This window comes from Aeromonas sp. 602200, from assembly GCF_049173895.1.
Lineage (GTDB): Bacteria > Pseudomonadota > Gammaproteobacteria > Enterobacterales > Aeromonadaceae > Aeromonas > Aeromonas veronii_A.
This window is the reverse complement of record NZ_JAAKSL010000010.1, coordinates 32942-46602: the sequence shown is the minus strand read 5'-3', so window position 1 is coordinate 46602 and position 13661 is coordinate 32942. Positions and strand designations below refer to the sequence as shown.

The following is a 13661-nucleotide window of genomic DNA, read 5'->3' as shown; positions in this document are numbered from 1 at the left end:
TCTTCCCTTCGCTTGTGGAGTACTTATGGATCTGATCGCACTCTCTCGGCTGGGAGGTCGCCATCTGGTCACCCTGCATCTGCTGCTCGACAACCAGAGCGTCACCCGCACCGCCGAGCGGCTCTGCACCACGCCTTCCACCGTTAGCAAGACCCTCAACCAGCTGCGGGGTCTGCTGGGGGATCAACTGCTCTACCGCCAGGGCAACCAGCTGCTGCTCACCCCCATGGCCGAGCGACTGGCTCCCACCCTGCACCGGTTGTTGGGGGAGCTGAACGGCCTCACTCGCCAGAATGCCTTCAACCCCCAGCAGTGGCAGGGCTGCTTGCGGCTGGGATTGCGCGAGAGCGTGATGACCTGGCCGGTGGGCCCCATTCTGGGTCAGCTGATGAAAGAAGTGCCGGGCATGGTGCCGGAGATCTGGAACAAGGATGAGCAGGGGCTGGAGGCGCTGGCAGCGGGCAAACTCGACTTCGTGATCCTGCCCCATGACCAGAGCCAGCCGTTACCGCGCCAGCCCGGGCTGGTGTGGGAGACCCTGCGGGAAGAGAAACTGGTCTGTCTGCTGCGCAAAGACCACCCGGCGCTGGCCAAGCCCTGGGATCTCGATGCCTACCTGAGCTGGCGCCATATCGCCATCCGGGATCAGGAGCTGGCCAACCCCTTCTTCGAGCAGAGCCTTGCCCAGCAACAGGTGCGTCGCCAGATTGGCGCCACCCTGCCCGATTTTGCCAGCGCGGCGGCCCTGCTGCCCCAGACCGATCTGATCCTCACCGCCATCGGTGGCTGGGCGGCATGCATCGCCAGCCAGCCGGATCTGGAGCTGCGTCCGGCACCGTTCGATTACGGCAAGGTGAGTCACAGTCTGGTCTGGTATGGCCCGGCCGGTGATGGCTCGGCCCGCCACTGGTTCCGCCAGCGGATCCTGCAACTGGGTCGCGAGCTGGTCGAGCCCTGAGCCAGGTGACAGCGAGAAGAGATGGATGTTTCGCCACGGCGAAACATCCACGGCAATGAGGGATCAGGGACGCTTGGTATAAATGGGACTGGGGAAGGAGGCGACGTTGCTACCCAGATCCGTAATGCGGGCAGCCCCCTGCTTTTTCACCTGATCGATGCGTAACACCTGATGCATGGGGATAAGGGTGTGACGCACATCGGCAAATTCGCTCTTGAGCTTTTCATGGCTGGGATCGACGATAAGCGCCGTGTGGTTGTCCCAGACAAAATCGGCGATCTCGATAAATCCAAACAGTTGGCCCTGATTCACCTGGCGCACATAAACCTCATAGCGCTCGTTGTGGCAAATAAACTGAACCCGATATAACGCCTTGCTTTCACTCATGATTTATCTGTGATGGAGGAGGGACGGATGGGCAATATCATAACGAGCCCCAAGGCCCCCTCCAATAGACAGAAGTCACAGTTGTGTGCTTTTACTACACAGCAAGGGAATCGATCAGACCTCTTTAGATCAGCGGTGGCAAGGTCACCGCCCCCACTCCCGCAGCACGCAACCGACTCGCCAGCCACTCCAGCTCGCTGCGGGTCGCCTCTGGCCATTGCGCCGCCTCCCCCCGCACCCCGTGGTGGCGAAAACCGTTGAGGCGAATGGGCACAGGCCCCAGCTGCTGCAAGAAGGCGGCGAGATCCGCGTCCAGCTCACCATTCGCATCCAGAAAATCGCTCTTGCCCGGCACGTGGAGCAGCCGCAGTTCGGTCAGCTTGCTGTGACTTGCCAGCAGTTGCAGCGATGCCAGCACCCGTTCGCGGCTGTAACCGGTCAGCGAGAGGTGTACCGAGTCACGCCACCCCTTGAGATCGAGCATGGCACCATCGAGCATCGGCAATAGCCGCTGCCAGCCGGTTTCGGCCAGCGAGCCGTTGCTGTCGAGCAGGCAAGTGAGATGGGCCAGATCCGGCGCGGCCTTGATGGCGGTAAAGAGCGCAACCACGAAGGGGAGCTGAGTAGTCGCCTCACCGCCTGAGACAGTAATCCCGCTCAGCAAGGGGCCGTAGCGGCGCAGCAGGGCCAGCACCTCGGCCACCGTCATGCTGGCGGTCTTGGGATTGGCACTGCGCGGGCAGACATCCAGACAGGCGTCGCAATCGGTGCAGAGCGCCTCCTGCCAATTAACCTTACCTTCGCTCATGGAGAGGGCGCCACTCGGACAGACCGCAAGGCAGTCGCCGCAATCGTCGCACAGCCCTATGGTGTGCGGGTTATGGCAGCCGGGGCAGCGAAAGTTGCACCCCTGCAGAAACAACACCAGCCGGTTGCCCGGCCCGTCGACACAGGAGAACGACAGCACCCTGCTCACCAGGGCGCTGCGTGTTGGCAAGACATCAGCCATCGGTGCGAACTCAATACTCGCCGATGGTCGATTCGTGGGCGACTACCCGCGGAGCCCGCTGACGAATGGCGGTCACTTCACTCGCCTCGGCACCGAGACAGGTGGTCTGCAAGCGCGATCCCTCCTCTGCGAAGCGAGCCACGTCGCTCTTGCGGATCATGTAGCCGGTCACCCGCACCAGATCGCTGTCGGCCACGTTGGCGGTGAACTCGCGCATGCCGATAGCGAGCGCCCCCTTGCAGAGCTGCAGCAGTGCCTGCGGGTTCTGGCGGATGGTGGGATCCAGCGTGAGGATCTCGCTGATCCCCGAATGGTAATAAGTGTGGTGCGGCGCCAGCGCCAGCACATGGCTGGCCGGATCCGGCTCCTGCCCGTAGGGGATGCGCACCCCGGGGGTGACTGCCACATCGATGCTGAGGCCACCTTGCGAGTGCAGCAGGGCGCGACCACCCCAGGCATGGGTTTGCGGCGTCGCAGTGACATATTCCGAGAGCTGGGCCGAGATGCGATAGCCAAGCTGGTTCGCCTCCTCGCCGTGACCATAGCGATCCGGCAGATTCTCTTTATCCATCAGGATATTGACCGCTTCCGCCATGCCGTAGATGCCGAACATGGGGACGAAGCGATCCTCATCCAGCAGCCCCTCTTTCACCAGGAAGCTGTTGAAGAAGCCGGACTCCTGATGCAAGAAAGCGGCCCGCGCTTCGATCAACTGGGAGGCCAGACGGCAGTAGTGGGGCAGCAGGCAGCCGAGGAAGTCATCGATCCCCTGGCACTGCTCGGCGACCCGCTTGAGGGAGATACGCACCAGGGTATTGGCGCCACCGGCCTGCGGCAAGGCGTTGTAACAGCTGACGATGCCAAAACCACGCTGGTCAAAGGTATCGCGATGGATCGGGTAGTTGGCGATGTGCGGCTTGCTGCACTCGGCGATGTTCTTCACAGCCTGTAGCAGCAGGCTGTCCGGGGTCTGCTCCGGATCGTGGAAGAAGGTGAGGTTCGGCGCCACCTGCTTGAGCTCGTTGTCGATGCGCAGGATCAGGCGGCAGATGCGGTTGTCATCAGGCCCGATGTTGACGTGCATGAAGGCGTCCGGCAACACCCGATCCAGATAGACCCAGAACCCCTTCAGCTTGCGATAGAGGCTCTCGTCATCCAGTTCGCCGACAAACGGCAACAGCAGATGGTCGAGCCGTCCCAGCCAGACCGGCATGCCGGTGACGGAGGGGACATGGTGATAGAGGATGCGCAGGGCGTTGAGCGCCTCGTCGAAATCCTGCGGCGCCGTCAGCTCCAGCCAGGCAGAGCCCTGAGTCAGGAATTTTTCATAGTCCGGCAGCACATAACGCGGCTTGTAGGGGGCATGCCCTTCGAACATGTCGCAGATAAATCCCTGCTCCATCGCCTCGGCGACTGCGGCAGGCAGGTCGGGGTAGGGCAACGCATTCTCGGCGGCCAGCGCCAGTGCGTGGCTCTTCTGAGCAGCGGAGAGATGGGGATCGCGCACGATGCGCTGACAGGTTTCGGTCAAAGACATGGGACACTCCTTCACGGACAGAGCACATATCCTCACCATTTGCAGGCTTTTTTTGAAGTGACATTCACAACAATGCGAATGTCTCAAAAAGACATCCGTTAAAGGGGATCACAACCAGAACAGAACGGGGGCCTTGTCTGCCGACAAGGCCCCCGTTGTGCGGATCAGGGCTCGATGATGATGGGCGTACCCGGGTCAATGGCATTCCAGAGCTCATCCATCTCGTGGTTAAGTACCGCAATACAACCGTTGGTCCAGTTGGAGGGCTGTACCCGACGGTTACCCATCCGGTTAAGCTGACCATGGATCATGATCATGCCACCCGGGTTCACCCCCAACTCATTGGCGCGCTTGATATCGTCCAGATTCGGGTAGTTGATATGTATCGCTTTATAAAAGCCGGAGTTGCTCTTCTTGTAATCCAGGGTGTAGCGCCCCTCCGGGGTACGTTGATCCCCTTCCCGCTGCTTGTGCCCCTTGGGCGCCGGGCCCAGTGCAATCCAGTAGCGCTTCAGTTCCTTGCCATCCTTCATCAGGGTCAGGCTATAGGTCGACTTCTTGACCACCACCAAATCGGCTTTTTCGGTAAAGGCAAAACTCAATGCGGGCCAAAGCCCCAACAAACACAGTAATACGGCTCTCATTCCATCCCTCGACAAGCCTCTGGTGCGGGCTTTTCTTGTTACCAGATCATCTGAACGATGCCCGCCGAGCGGCGAGCGAGCGCCATGATATTGGATCGCCATCAATACTCAATATGCCCGGCAAAACATATCTTGCCGCAGCAAGGCCATCTTCCTTGAACGCCGTCATTTGACATTGGTAATTAACAGTTAAAACAACAAGATACAAAAAATTATCGCGCTGGCACCCGGGGCAATGATCGGCGAAGATAACACTCCACTCCCCGACAGGATCATGCCATGCGCTCTTCGTGCCGCCTCGCCACCCTGCTGTTCTCGCCACTCTCGCTCTGGCTGCCCGCCAGTGTCGCCGCCGATGCACTCTGGCTGCGCGAGCCCGCCCTCTCCCCCGATGGCAAGCAGCTTGCTTTCACCTGGCAGGGGCGCATTTTTGTCGCCAGTGCCGGGGGTGGCCCCGCCACGGCGCTCACCGGCAGCGACTACCTGAGCCAGCGGCCAATCTGGTCGCCGGATGGCAAACAGCTCGCCTTTGCCGCCAATCTCTACGGCAACGAGGATGTGTTCGTGGTGCCTGCCAACGGCGGCGAGATGGTGCGCCTCACCCGCGATTCGCGCACCGATCTGCCGCAAGCCTTCAGCGCCGATGGCAAACGACTGCTGCTGAGCAGCCAGCGCCTGGGTGCGCCCGATGCCGACCATTTTATCGCGGAAGGCTACCAATGGGGCGAGCTCTACTGGACCCCGATCACCGGCGGCACCTTGCAGGCCGATCTGCCGCTGCCTGCAACTCTCGCCCGCCCCCACGGGGAGCGGCTCGCCTATCAGATGCCCGCGGCGGATCAACCCTTTCGCAAGCATCAGCACTCGTTTGCGGTGCCCCGTCTCTGGTTGTTTGATGGCAAGCAGCACAAGCAGCTGACCGAAGATCGAGTGGCGGCCACCGATCCGGTCTGGAGCGACAAGGGAGATACCCTCTTTTACCTGAGCGAGCGCAGCGGCGATTTCAACGTCTGGCGTCGGGATCTCGCCAGCGGCAAGGAGCAACAGCTGACCCACTATCAGGGCCATCCGGTGCGGGGGCTCAGCGCCTCTCGCAATGGCGATCTGGTCTGGTCATGGCTGGGTGAACTCTATCGCCTCGATGCCGGTAGCAGCGAGCCACGCAAGCTGACCCTCACCCCGCAAGTGGCGAGCACGCCGGATGAGGCGAGCGAGACCCTGACCCTGGCAGACGAAGCGCTGGTCAGCGAAGAGGCGGACGAGCAGATCCTGGTGAGCGAGGGCAACCTGTTTGCCGTCGACCCCGAGCGGGAGCGGGTGCGCCAGCTGACCCGCGATCCGAGCGAGCAATCCAGCCCCCTCTTCGCCGAGCAGGGCCGCGCCCTCATCTATCTGTCGGAGCAGCAGGGGCACGCTGCCCTCTATCGCCTGCGCAAGGGGGATCCGGATCTGCTGTTCAGCGATCCCGGCACTCTGACCGAGAGCCTGTTGCTGGCGATTCCCGGCAAGGGGATCAGCCGTCCGGTGCTCTCCCACGATGGCAAACAGCTCGCCTTCGTGGTGGATGGCCAGGCCATCCATCTGCTGGATCTGGCGAGCAACAAGCAGCGGGAGCTGGTGCCTGCCAGCTTCAACCCCTCGCGCCACGAGGTGCATCTCGCCTTTGCCCCCGACTCCCGCCATCTGGCGCTCACCTTCCGCCCCGATGCGGCAGAGCAGGAGATCGCGGTGATCGACACGGCCAATCCCAAGGCCAAACCGGTCAATGTCAGCCTCAACGGCTATCAGGATGGGCAACCGGGCTGGAGCCAGGATGGCGCCATCCTCTACTGGCAATCGACCCGATTTGGCGCACTGGGGCCCGATGGCGAGCCCCTCGTCACCAACCTGCTCGGCATTTACAGCAGCCGCGCCGCCAGAGCCGATGCGATTGCCGAACTGGAGCCGCCGAAAGGGGGATACGGATTTGAGAGCGATCGTCTCAACCATCGCGAAGCGCTGCTGCTGCAACCCACCGGCACCCTGCTCGCCAGCCGCATCATCGGCGACCAGCTGATCTATCTGGTGGAGGAGATGGGGGTCAACAGCGAGAGCGAGATCAAGGGCTACAGCCAGGATCTGCGCAAGGGCAAAACCAGCGAACTGTTTGGCGAGCAGCCCGGCCCAGCGCTGGCAAGCCTCAACCAGCAGGGCACCCTGGCGACCCTGGTGCGGGATGGGGAGATCACCCGGATCCATCTCGACTCCGGCGAGGCCACCAGCGCCCCCTTCGCCTTGCAACCCACCAGCCGCTGGCAGGAACGCATGACCGCCGCCTTCGATCAGATCGCCCGCCTAACCCGGGACGAGTTCTATCTGGACGATATGAACGGGGTGAACTGGGATAGCTATGTCGCCGCTTACCGCCGCCTGCTGCCGGGCATCGGCAACCCGCGGGACTTTGGCAACCTGCTGGCGGAGCTGGCTGGCGAGCTCAATGTCTCCCACACCTGGGGCAGCGGCCCCGCCCCCTTCCCGCGCATGGCGGACGAGACCGCCAGCCTTGGCGGCTACTGGCAGGATGGCGAGCCGGGGGTGATGCTCACCGCTCTGCTCTCTGGCGGCCCGCTGGATCAGGAGAGCGATATCGCCCCGGGCGCCCGTCTGCTCGCCATCAACGGCGTCCCGATTGCCAATCTGGCCGAGCTGGATCAGGCCCTCAACCATCAGGCCGGTGCCCGGCTCGCCCTCACCTTCCAGCAGGAGGGCGACAAGCAAACTGACGAGGTAGTGCTCACCGCCATCGACAAGCAGCAGGAGTACCAGCTGCAACAGGATCGCTGGATTGAGAAACGGCGGGAGCTGGTGGCCAGCCTGAGCGGAGGACGGGTCGGCTACGTCTATCTGCCGGCAATGAATAGCGAGGTCTACGATGCGGTGGTGGCGGATGCCCTCGGCAGGCAGCGCAATCGCGAGGCGCTGATCGTCGATGTCCGCTTCAACAGCGGCGGCTATCTCGCCAATACCCTGGTGGAGTTTCTGACCGGCAGCGGCAGCACCAAGGGAATGGCCAGCAGTTGGCCCCGTCAGGGCAAGGGTGAAACCGACGCCGCCACTCGCCAGTGGACCAAGCCCTCGGTGGTGCTGGTGAACGCCGCCAGCTACTCGGAAGGCTCCGCCTTCCCCGAGTACTACCGCGCCCTCAAGGTCGGCCCCATCGTCGGCGATCCGGTGCCCGGCACCGGCACCATGGTCTACAGCCACGACTCCCGGCTGATCCCGGGGCTCTCCTACGGCATTCCGACCCTGGGGCTGCGCAAACCGGACGGCACCTTCTACGAGAATCGGGAGCTGATCCCGGACCAGCAGGTGCCCCTCACTCCGGCCGACATGGTGGCTGGACGCGACCCGCAGCTGGAGGCGGCGGTACAAGCCGCCCTCAAGCAGTTGCCAGCCAGCGCCAAATAACGGCGCCCATCTAGCTCAACGAAAGCGAAACAGCTCGCGATGCAGATGCCCGTCCGGCAACAGCCGGATCAGGGCATCTGCCATCCCCTCCGGCCCGCAAAACCACACCTGCTCGGGCGCATCCTGCGCGATGCGAGCCAGATCCAGCCGCCCGGCCGCCTTGTCCAGATGCAGCTGATAGCACACACCGGTGCGATGACAGAGCTCGGCCAACCGTCGGTGGTAGACAGCCCCCGCCAGATCCGGCGCGCACTGGATCAGGGTGATCCCCTCGCCGCGCTCACCACGGGCAGCCAGCCCCTCCAGCCAGGCAACAAACGGCGTGATACCTATCCCGGCTCCCAGCCAGAGGGCTCGGCCTCCCCCTTGCGGCGCAACAAAGGCGCCATAGGGGCCGGTCACCACCACTCCATCCCCGACGCGCGCCTCTGCCACCAGCTGACGGGTATGATCCCCGAGCGCCCGCGCCGCGATCACCAGCTGGCGCCGATCCGCCGACACCCGCACCAGGGTAAAGGGGTGCGGCCCCTCTTTGGCGTCAAATTCGAAAAAGGCAAACTGACCCGGGCGGTAATGGGCGAGCGGCCGCTCCAGCTGCATGGTCAGCTCGCAGGTGTGATCCGCCAGCGCCCGCACCGCAATGACCCGGCCCGGATGGCGATCCCGCGTCCCCACTTGTCCCAGCAGGGAGTAGAGGGCCCCGATAGCACCGATCCCGCCGCTCAACCAGATCGATACCCCAACCGGCGTCATGGCTCCCACCTGAGGAAGCAGGCAGAGCCCATGTCCCCACCCCGCCAGATAGATGAGCGGGGCCAGCCGGTGGATCAGCCGAAAACGGCCATAACTCACCAGCGCCAGCAAGCTCACCACCACCAGCGCGATCAGCAGATAGAAACTCCACTCCCCCAGGGTATTGCCAAGGGCATGGAGCGAGATGCCATTGCCTGCTCCTGCACCAGCTGCGGCCGCGCTGGCCCCACGCCGCGCGGGACGGCTCAGCCAACCCGCCGAGACCGCCCACTTGGGCGCCTCCACCACCAGCCAGTGGGCGGTCAGCGCCAATGCACCACCGATGGCCGTCTGGCGGTGCAATCGCAACATCCGGTCCAGACCGCCACACCACACCTCCAGCCGCGGCAAGCGCAGCGCCAGCAACAGCGAAATCGCCATGTAGATCATCCCCAGCAAACCCGTCAGCAGCAACATCTCATGGCGCCAGGGCCACACCCCGTTAGCATCCCCCGCATAACCGAGCCACCAGACCCCGACCGCCAGCAGTGGCAACAGCCACCAAACCCGTTTATCCGTCATAACATGCTCCCTGGTTCCATCGCGGCAGGGCCTCATCTCCCTGCTCATGGCACCATTGCACACCCGTCCGGTCACAAGACTTTGCCAGAGGGGGAAGCTTGTGTGGCAATGTGTGACAAACGGAAACAAAAGAGGGGCCGACTGGCCCCTCGTGATCACCCTTGTTGGCTCGCCCCTCTTCACAGGAGATGGCGCACAATCCACCTCCGCTGTGATTGACGACCCGCCAGCAAAAGGAATCAAATGGGGATGTTACATATCTGCGGCGGAAAACCTGCAGCCCACTCTTCCGGACAAGGAGCCCCCTTGCTTTCATCCACCGAACAACGCTACTGCCCGAGTTGTCAGCGCGAGACCAACCATGTCGTGGTGCTGGTCGACAAAACCTTTGGCCAGCAGCTGACACCGGAGCAAAAGCGCAAAGCGTTTATCAAGGACTTCATTACCGGCTGGGCCGCCGGCCCCTTTCTGGCCAACATGGATCGCTTTGAACGACATGCCATCTGCGAACATTGCGGAAATAAAGTCATTGATGAATGAAAAAGGGAGGGGCAATTGCGGGCTTCCATACACCAGCCACCTTTTATGGCCGAAACCCAAAAGAAGGCGTTGCGATTCAGGATCACAACGCCATAGACGTCAATCAAACAACACGGTCACCGGCAACCCTTCCACTTGCAGGTTCGGGGGTAATTTTTCATCCAGCGAGAGTGCGACCTTGAGGGTTGCTTTCTCCCCTTCAAACGGTGCGGCTAACTGAGCCGGCAACTTGTCCGCCAGCTCGACCTGTCTGGCGACCCTGGCAGCCAGACGCTCCCCGCTGGGCAGCTTGACGACAGCCTTGTGTCCAGGAGCCATTGAAGAGAGATATTTGGGCTGCACATAGGCTATCACCAGCGGGTCTTCTCGCTTCGAGATAAGTGCCAGAGGAGCCCCCGAGAATACCCAGTCCCCCTCCTGTACCAGCACATCTGAAACCTTGCCAGTCGCCGGAGCTCTTGGCTGTTGATGGTACGCCATCGCTTCCATCTCGGTCAGCTCCTGATCGAGCAAGTGACGAGCACTGGCTAGCGGTCCGGTCAGTTGGTCCTCACTGATTTGCAGTTCCTGCGCTATCTTCTCTGCCCTTGCCTTCTGCAGAGCTATGCGTGACTGAGTCCAATTCAGCAGGGCCGTTGCGTACTCTGCACTGGATACCAGCTTCTCTTTTTTATAACCGGCATACTCCTGATAGATGACCTCCTGCTCCCGGCTCCCCCGTTCGGCAATACCAATCTGTTCGTCCAGATTGCGCAAGATAGCCTGTTCAGCCTCAGCCTTGCTCAATTCGATGGCCGCTCTGCGCGCTTTTCGTTCCGCCATGTTGGCCTTGAGGGTTGGAGATTCGAACTGCATCAGGGCATCGCCTTGTGACACCCCCTGGCCGGGAGCCGTGTAGATGTGTCGAATAAAGCCATCCCCATTGGCAACAACCAGTTGCGGCTCGGTGGTAATGATGGCTGGCGCCTGGGTCAGCCACCACTCGCGCCCCAGATACCACAGCAGAATAATAACGGGACTGAATGCCAGTAACAGGATGAGATACCAGCGAGCCTTGAAGGCGACACGCTTGGCGGGGGCATACAATACCCGGATCCCTTCATCCGACGTGGCATCCTGCTTCTTGGGGGGATTGAATGTGACTTTCATCAGAATTTATTTCCTCGTTTTAATACCCACCAGGGGGCCATGCTGCTCTCTTCATGACCGCGCCGGAACATCTCATTCAACAGTGCGATGGCGCACCACAAGCGCATCAGCAAGGTGTACACCGGGTAAAGACACAACCATGGCAGCAGACGTAGATCTGCCTCCGGGCGTTCAGATATAGCCAGCAAAAACACGGCGAAATTAACCAGGGTAAGAAACAGGTAAACCAGATAGAGACAGATCATCAACGCAGCGACAAACTGCCCCGGATAGCTAAGCACCAACCACCAGCTATAACCCATGACCAGCAGGGGCAGCACCACGTTTTGCGCCACCCCGTAGATCAAGGTAAACAAAAAGGTCTTCCAGCCCAGAATACGGGGCGTCAGGGAGAGCTTGTGCTTGCGCAGATAGAGAAACAGCAGATCTCCATCCCAGCGTAAACGCTGCTTGGCAAGCGTGATCACGTCTGCGGGCGCATCGGTGTGACCGATGGCACGAGGGGCGAACCCTATCTTTAAAGCCGGATGGCGTTTGAGGTAATGCTTAATACGGACCGTCAGATCCAGATCTTCTGCGGTATGGGTATCCCACCCACCAATCTGGCGCAAAAAATCACGACGAAACGCACCGAAGGCTCCCGAGATATTGTTGATGAGGTTCCACTCGCTCAGTCCCGTCTTGCCCCCCTGCATGGAGATCATGTACTCAATGCTCTGCATCCGGGTCAGTACGCCATCGTTCAGATTTCGCACCCTTAATGCCCCTCCCACAGCAGGCACATCAGGATCATCGAAACAAGCCACGATCTCATCGATCATGTTGTTGTCAAAGGAGGTATCTCCATCCGCGTTCATCACTATCTCGCCAGTCGCAGCGGAGAGACCGGCATTGAGAGTGGAGACCCGGCCTCCCCTCTGCCATTTCGGTAGCAGGACCAAACTTCTGTTCTCGCACCCCTCGAATTCACGAACACAATTGAGCGCAGCCTGATAGGTATGCGCGTTGGCCTTGGCGCCATCAATCACAGCAATGATTTCCATTTGACCGCGATAAAGCTGTTCCTTGAGCGTCAATATGGTGGAGCGGATCGCCTCCCCTTCCCCATAACAGGTGATGATGCAAGACACTTTGGGACAGCGCCGAGATCGCGGCAGTTCAGATGCCATGGGAAGCTGGCGCGCATACCATTTCAGGATCCCGGTCAACGTCAGCGCCATCAGTGGCACCTCCATCAACAGCAACATGGGCAACAGCAACAGAATCATCCGGGGAGAAAACTGGAGGCTACCCAGTATCTCTATCAGGATGTAGTGCACCGTATTCATCCACTCATGCATCCGGGCTATCTCCATCCAGCCACTGGCCGAGCCATACCGCTGTATCGTCGCCCAACAGGGCGGGCAAAGGTTGTACTTTCACCGCCAGCGTCAGAGCATCCAGTCCCTCGATGAGATTCAATGCCTGAATGCGCTCCTGCAGAATGCGCCAGTCGTCGGCATCCGTATGCGGCAACAGCAATAACAATCGGTCATCGGCATACTGGCAAACGACATCGGTATCACGGAATAGAGCTTGCAAACGGCTGAGCAGAGCGGCCAGTCGCTGCTGAGTCTTTAGCATGCCCAACTCGGCACGCAACTCAGCCAGATGCTCAACCCGAATAGCCAGCAAGGTATGGCAGCCACCATGGCGTTGCAGCAAGCTATTGTTCCATTGCAGCAACCAGGGGAAGTGCTCCATGGCCATAGGGGTACCCCAGGTCAACGGCAGATGCAGTTGTTGAGTTCCTTCCCGTGCGATGTGGCGGGCCAGCTTGCCGATGCGATATTCATAGATGGGCGCAACCACCAGATCATCGGGTTTGTGCGCCTGGCCACATTCATGGCAACGCGCCTGGACGGCAGCCTCCATAAAACGGGCATGGCATGACAAACAACGGAATTTCTCAAGGGGCCTGTCATAGTCAACACCGATGTGACGCAGAGTCGTGACGCACTTGGGACAACGCAGCACACCCTGTCGCATGAATGCATCCTGATCATCCACGTGCCCGCAGGTGAAGCAGTGCACAGCTGGCTTGGCCTGGATGGCGATATGAGCGCATTCGGGACACACATCGACAAAATTGAGATGTGCCGAGTTGCAACTGTGACAAAGACGTACCCGGTCCACCAGCTGCTCACTCTGCAATAAACGCTCTGCAACCAGCTGCGGGAGGGCATCCCCTGCTTCGCTGCCCAGCAGGCAATCCAGCAGGGGATAGCTGTACCCCTGACGGCAACCAGCCTGCCAACGTGGCAACAAGCGAAAATGGGAGCGAGGCCAGCTGTACCAAGCCAGCTTTTCCATGTCATCCGGATGCTCTCGAGGGGTCAACAACGCCAACCGTTCAAGCATGTCAGAGGCCCGTTCATCCAGCTGTGTCAGGAGACCGTCGGCCAACATGGGAGAGAGCGGGCTCTTCACAACACAAAATACCGGCTGCAAATAGCGTATCGGGTCACGCCGCACAGCCTGCAATACCCTGTCCTGCTCATCTGCAGGCAGGTTGAGCAGTAATACCGGCTGCTGCAATGGATCCCAGCAGGACAGATCGAGAAGTGGCAAGGCAACACGATCCACCGAGCCTCCCAGCAGCGCAATCTGACCGGGGTGTTCACTCGTGCTCATCAT

The 13661-nt window shown here is 60.8% G+C and carries 11 protein-coding genes; 3 read left to right on the top strand and 8 right to left on the bottom strand.

The features are described from left to right. The first annotated feature begins 25 nt into the window (after positions 1–25). The gene (locus G5221_RS12975) at positions 26–958 is read left to right on the top strand and encodes a LysR family transcriptional regulator (protein ID WP_216952117.1); all 933 of its coding nucleotides are present in this window, start codon (positions 26–28) and stop codon (positions 956–958) included. A gap of 63 nt (positions 959–1021) precedes the next feature. On the opposite strand, the gene G5221_RS12970 is transcribed toward G5221_RS12975, so the two are convergent. The 4 genes from G5221_RS12970 to G5221_RS12955 all read right to left on the bottom strand — a co-directional run bounded on the left by G5221_RS12970 (position 1022) and on the right by G5221_RS12955 (position 4535). Next, on the bottom strand, positions 1022–1345 hold the full coding sequence (locus tag G5221_RS12970; RefSeq protein WP_216952118.1) for a DUF1820 family protein: 324 nt from the start codon (positions 1343–1345) through the stop codon (positions 1022–1024). Positions 1346–1469: 124 nt separating this feature from the next. Beyond that, the gene (locus tag G5221_RS12965) at positions 1470–2354 is read right to left on the bottom strand and encodes a YjjW family glycine radical enzyme activase (protein ID WP_421172405.1); all 885 of its coding nucleotides are present in this window, start codon (positions 2352–2354) and stop codon (positions 1470–1472) included. Positions 2355–2364: 10 nt separating this feature from the next. Further along, complete coding sequence (locus tag G5221_RS12960; RefSeq protein ID WP_270905182.1) at positions 2365–3891, bottom strand: YjjI family glycine radical enzyme; 1527 nt, start codon at positions 3889–3891, stop codon at positions 2365–2367. Positions 3892–4055: 164 nt separating this feature from the next. After that, the gene (locus tag G5221_RS12955; protein WP_421263364.1) at positions 4056–4535 is read right to left on the bottom strand and encodes a L,D-transpeptidase family protein; all 480 of its coding nucleotides are present in this window, start codon (positions 4533–4535) and stop codon (positions 4056–4058) included. Between the two features lie 279 nt (positions 4536–4814). Here G5221_RS12955 and G5221_RS12950 point away from each other — a divergent pair, with 279 nt between their 5' ends. Beyond that, positions 4815–7982, top strand: coding sequence for a S41 family peptidase (locus tag G5221_RS12950; RefSeq protein WP_421263363.1), 3168 nt, complete (start codon positions 4815–4817; stop codon positions 7980–7982). A 15-nt stretch (positions 7983–7997) separates the two neighbouring features. On the opposite strand, the gene G5221_RS12945 is transcribed toward G5221_RS12950, so the two are convergent. Then, a complete protein-coding gene (locus G5221_RS12945; protein WP_421263362.1) occupies positions 7998–9296 on the bottom strand; it encodes a ferric reductase-like transmembrane domain-containing protein in 1299 nt (432 codons plus the stop codon). Between the two features lie 306 nt (positions 9297–9602). On the opposite strand from G5221_RS12945, the gene G5221_RS12940 reads away from it, so the two are divergent. Continuing rightward, the gene (locus tag G5221_RS12940) at positions 9603–9836 is read left to right on the top strand and encodes a hypothetical protein (RefSeq protein WP_421263361.1); all 234 of its coding nucleotides are present in this window, start codon (positions 9603–9605) and stop codon (positions 9834–9836) included. Between the two features lie 99 nt (positions 9837–9935). Here G5221_RS12940 and G5221_RS12935 read toward each other — a convergent pair whose 3' ends face one another. From G5221_RS12935 to G5221_RS12925, 3 genes are read right to left on the bottom strand one after another with little or no spacing between them, the layout of a single operon-like run. Beyond that, entirely contained in the window at positions 9936–10985 is a 1050-nt protein-coding gene (locus G5221_RS12935; protein ID WP_216952122.1) for an HlyD family secretion protein, read from the bottom strand. Continuing rightward, complete coding sequence (locus G5221_RS12930) at positions 10985–12325, bottom strand: glycosyltransferase family 2 protein (RefSeq protein ID WP_323912496.1); 1341 nt, start codon at positions 12323–12325, stop codon at positions 10985–10987. Before G5221_RS12930 ends, G5221_RS12935 begins: the two co-directional genes overlap by 1 nt. Continuing rightward, positions 12318–13661, bottom strand: coding sequence for a diguanylate cyclase domain-containing protein (locus tag G5221_RS12925; protein WP_227341458.1), 1344 nt, complete (start codon positions 13659–13661; stop codon positions 12318–12320). Before G5221_RS12925 ends, G5221_RS12930 begins: the two co-directional genes overlap by 8 nt.

Bases quoted from the DNA above. Each gene is read 5' to 3' on its own strand.
- G5221_RS12975 (WP_216952117.1), top strand. From the start codon at position 26: ATGGATCTGATCGCACTCTCTCGGCTGGGAGGTCGCCATCTGGTCACC.
- G5221_RS12970 (WP_216952118.1), bottom strand. From the start codon at position 1,345: ATGAGTGAAAGCAAGGCGTTATATCGGGTTCAGTTTATTTGCCACAAC.
- G5221_RS12965 (WP_421172405.1), bottom strand. From the start codon at position 2,354: ATGGCTGATGTCTTGCCAACACGCAGCGCCCTGGTGAGCAGGGTGCTG.
- G5221_RS12960 (WP_270905182.1), bottom strand. From the start codon at position 3,891: ATGTCTTTGACCGAAACCTGTCAGCGCATCGTGCGCGATCCCCATCTC.
- G5221_RS12955 (WP_421263364.1), bottom strand. From the start codon at position 4,535: ATGAGAGCCGTATTACTGTGTTTGTTGGGGCTTTGGCCCGCATTGAGT.
- G5221_RS12950 (WP_421263363.1), top strand. From the start codon at position 4,815: ATGCGCTCTTCGTGCCGCCTCGCCACCCTGCTGTTCTCGCCACTCTCG.
- G5221_RS12945 (WP_421263362.1), bottom strand. From the start codon at position 9,296: ATGACGGATAAACGGGTTTGGTGGCTGTTGCCACTGCTGGCGGTCGGG.
- G5221_RS12935 (WP_216952122.1), bottom strand. From the start codon at position 10,985: ATGAAAGTCACATTCAATCCCCCCAAGAAGCAGGATGCCACGTCGGAT.
- G5221_RS12930 (WP_323912496.1), bottom strand. From the start codon at position 12,325: ATGCATGAGTGGATGAATACGGTGCACTACATCCTGATAGAGATACTG.
- G5221_RS12925 (WP_227341458.1), bottom strand. From the start codon at position 13,661: ATGATGAGCACGAGTGAACACCCCGGTCAGATTGCGCTGCTGGGAGGC.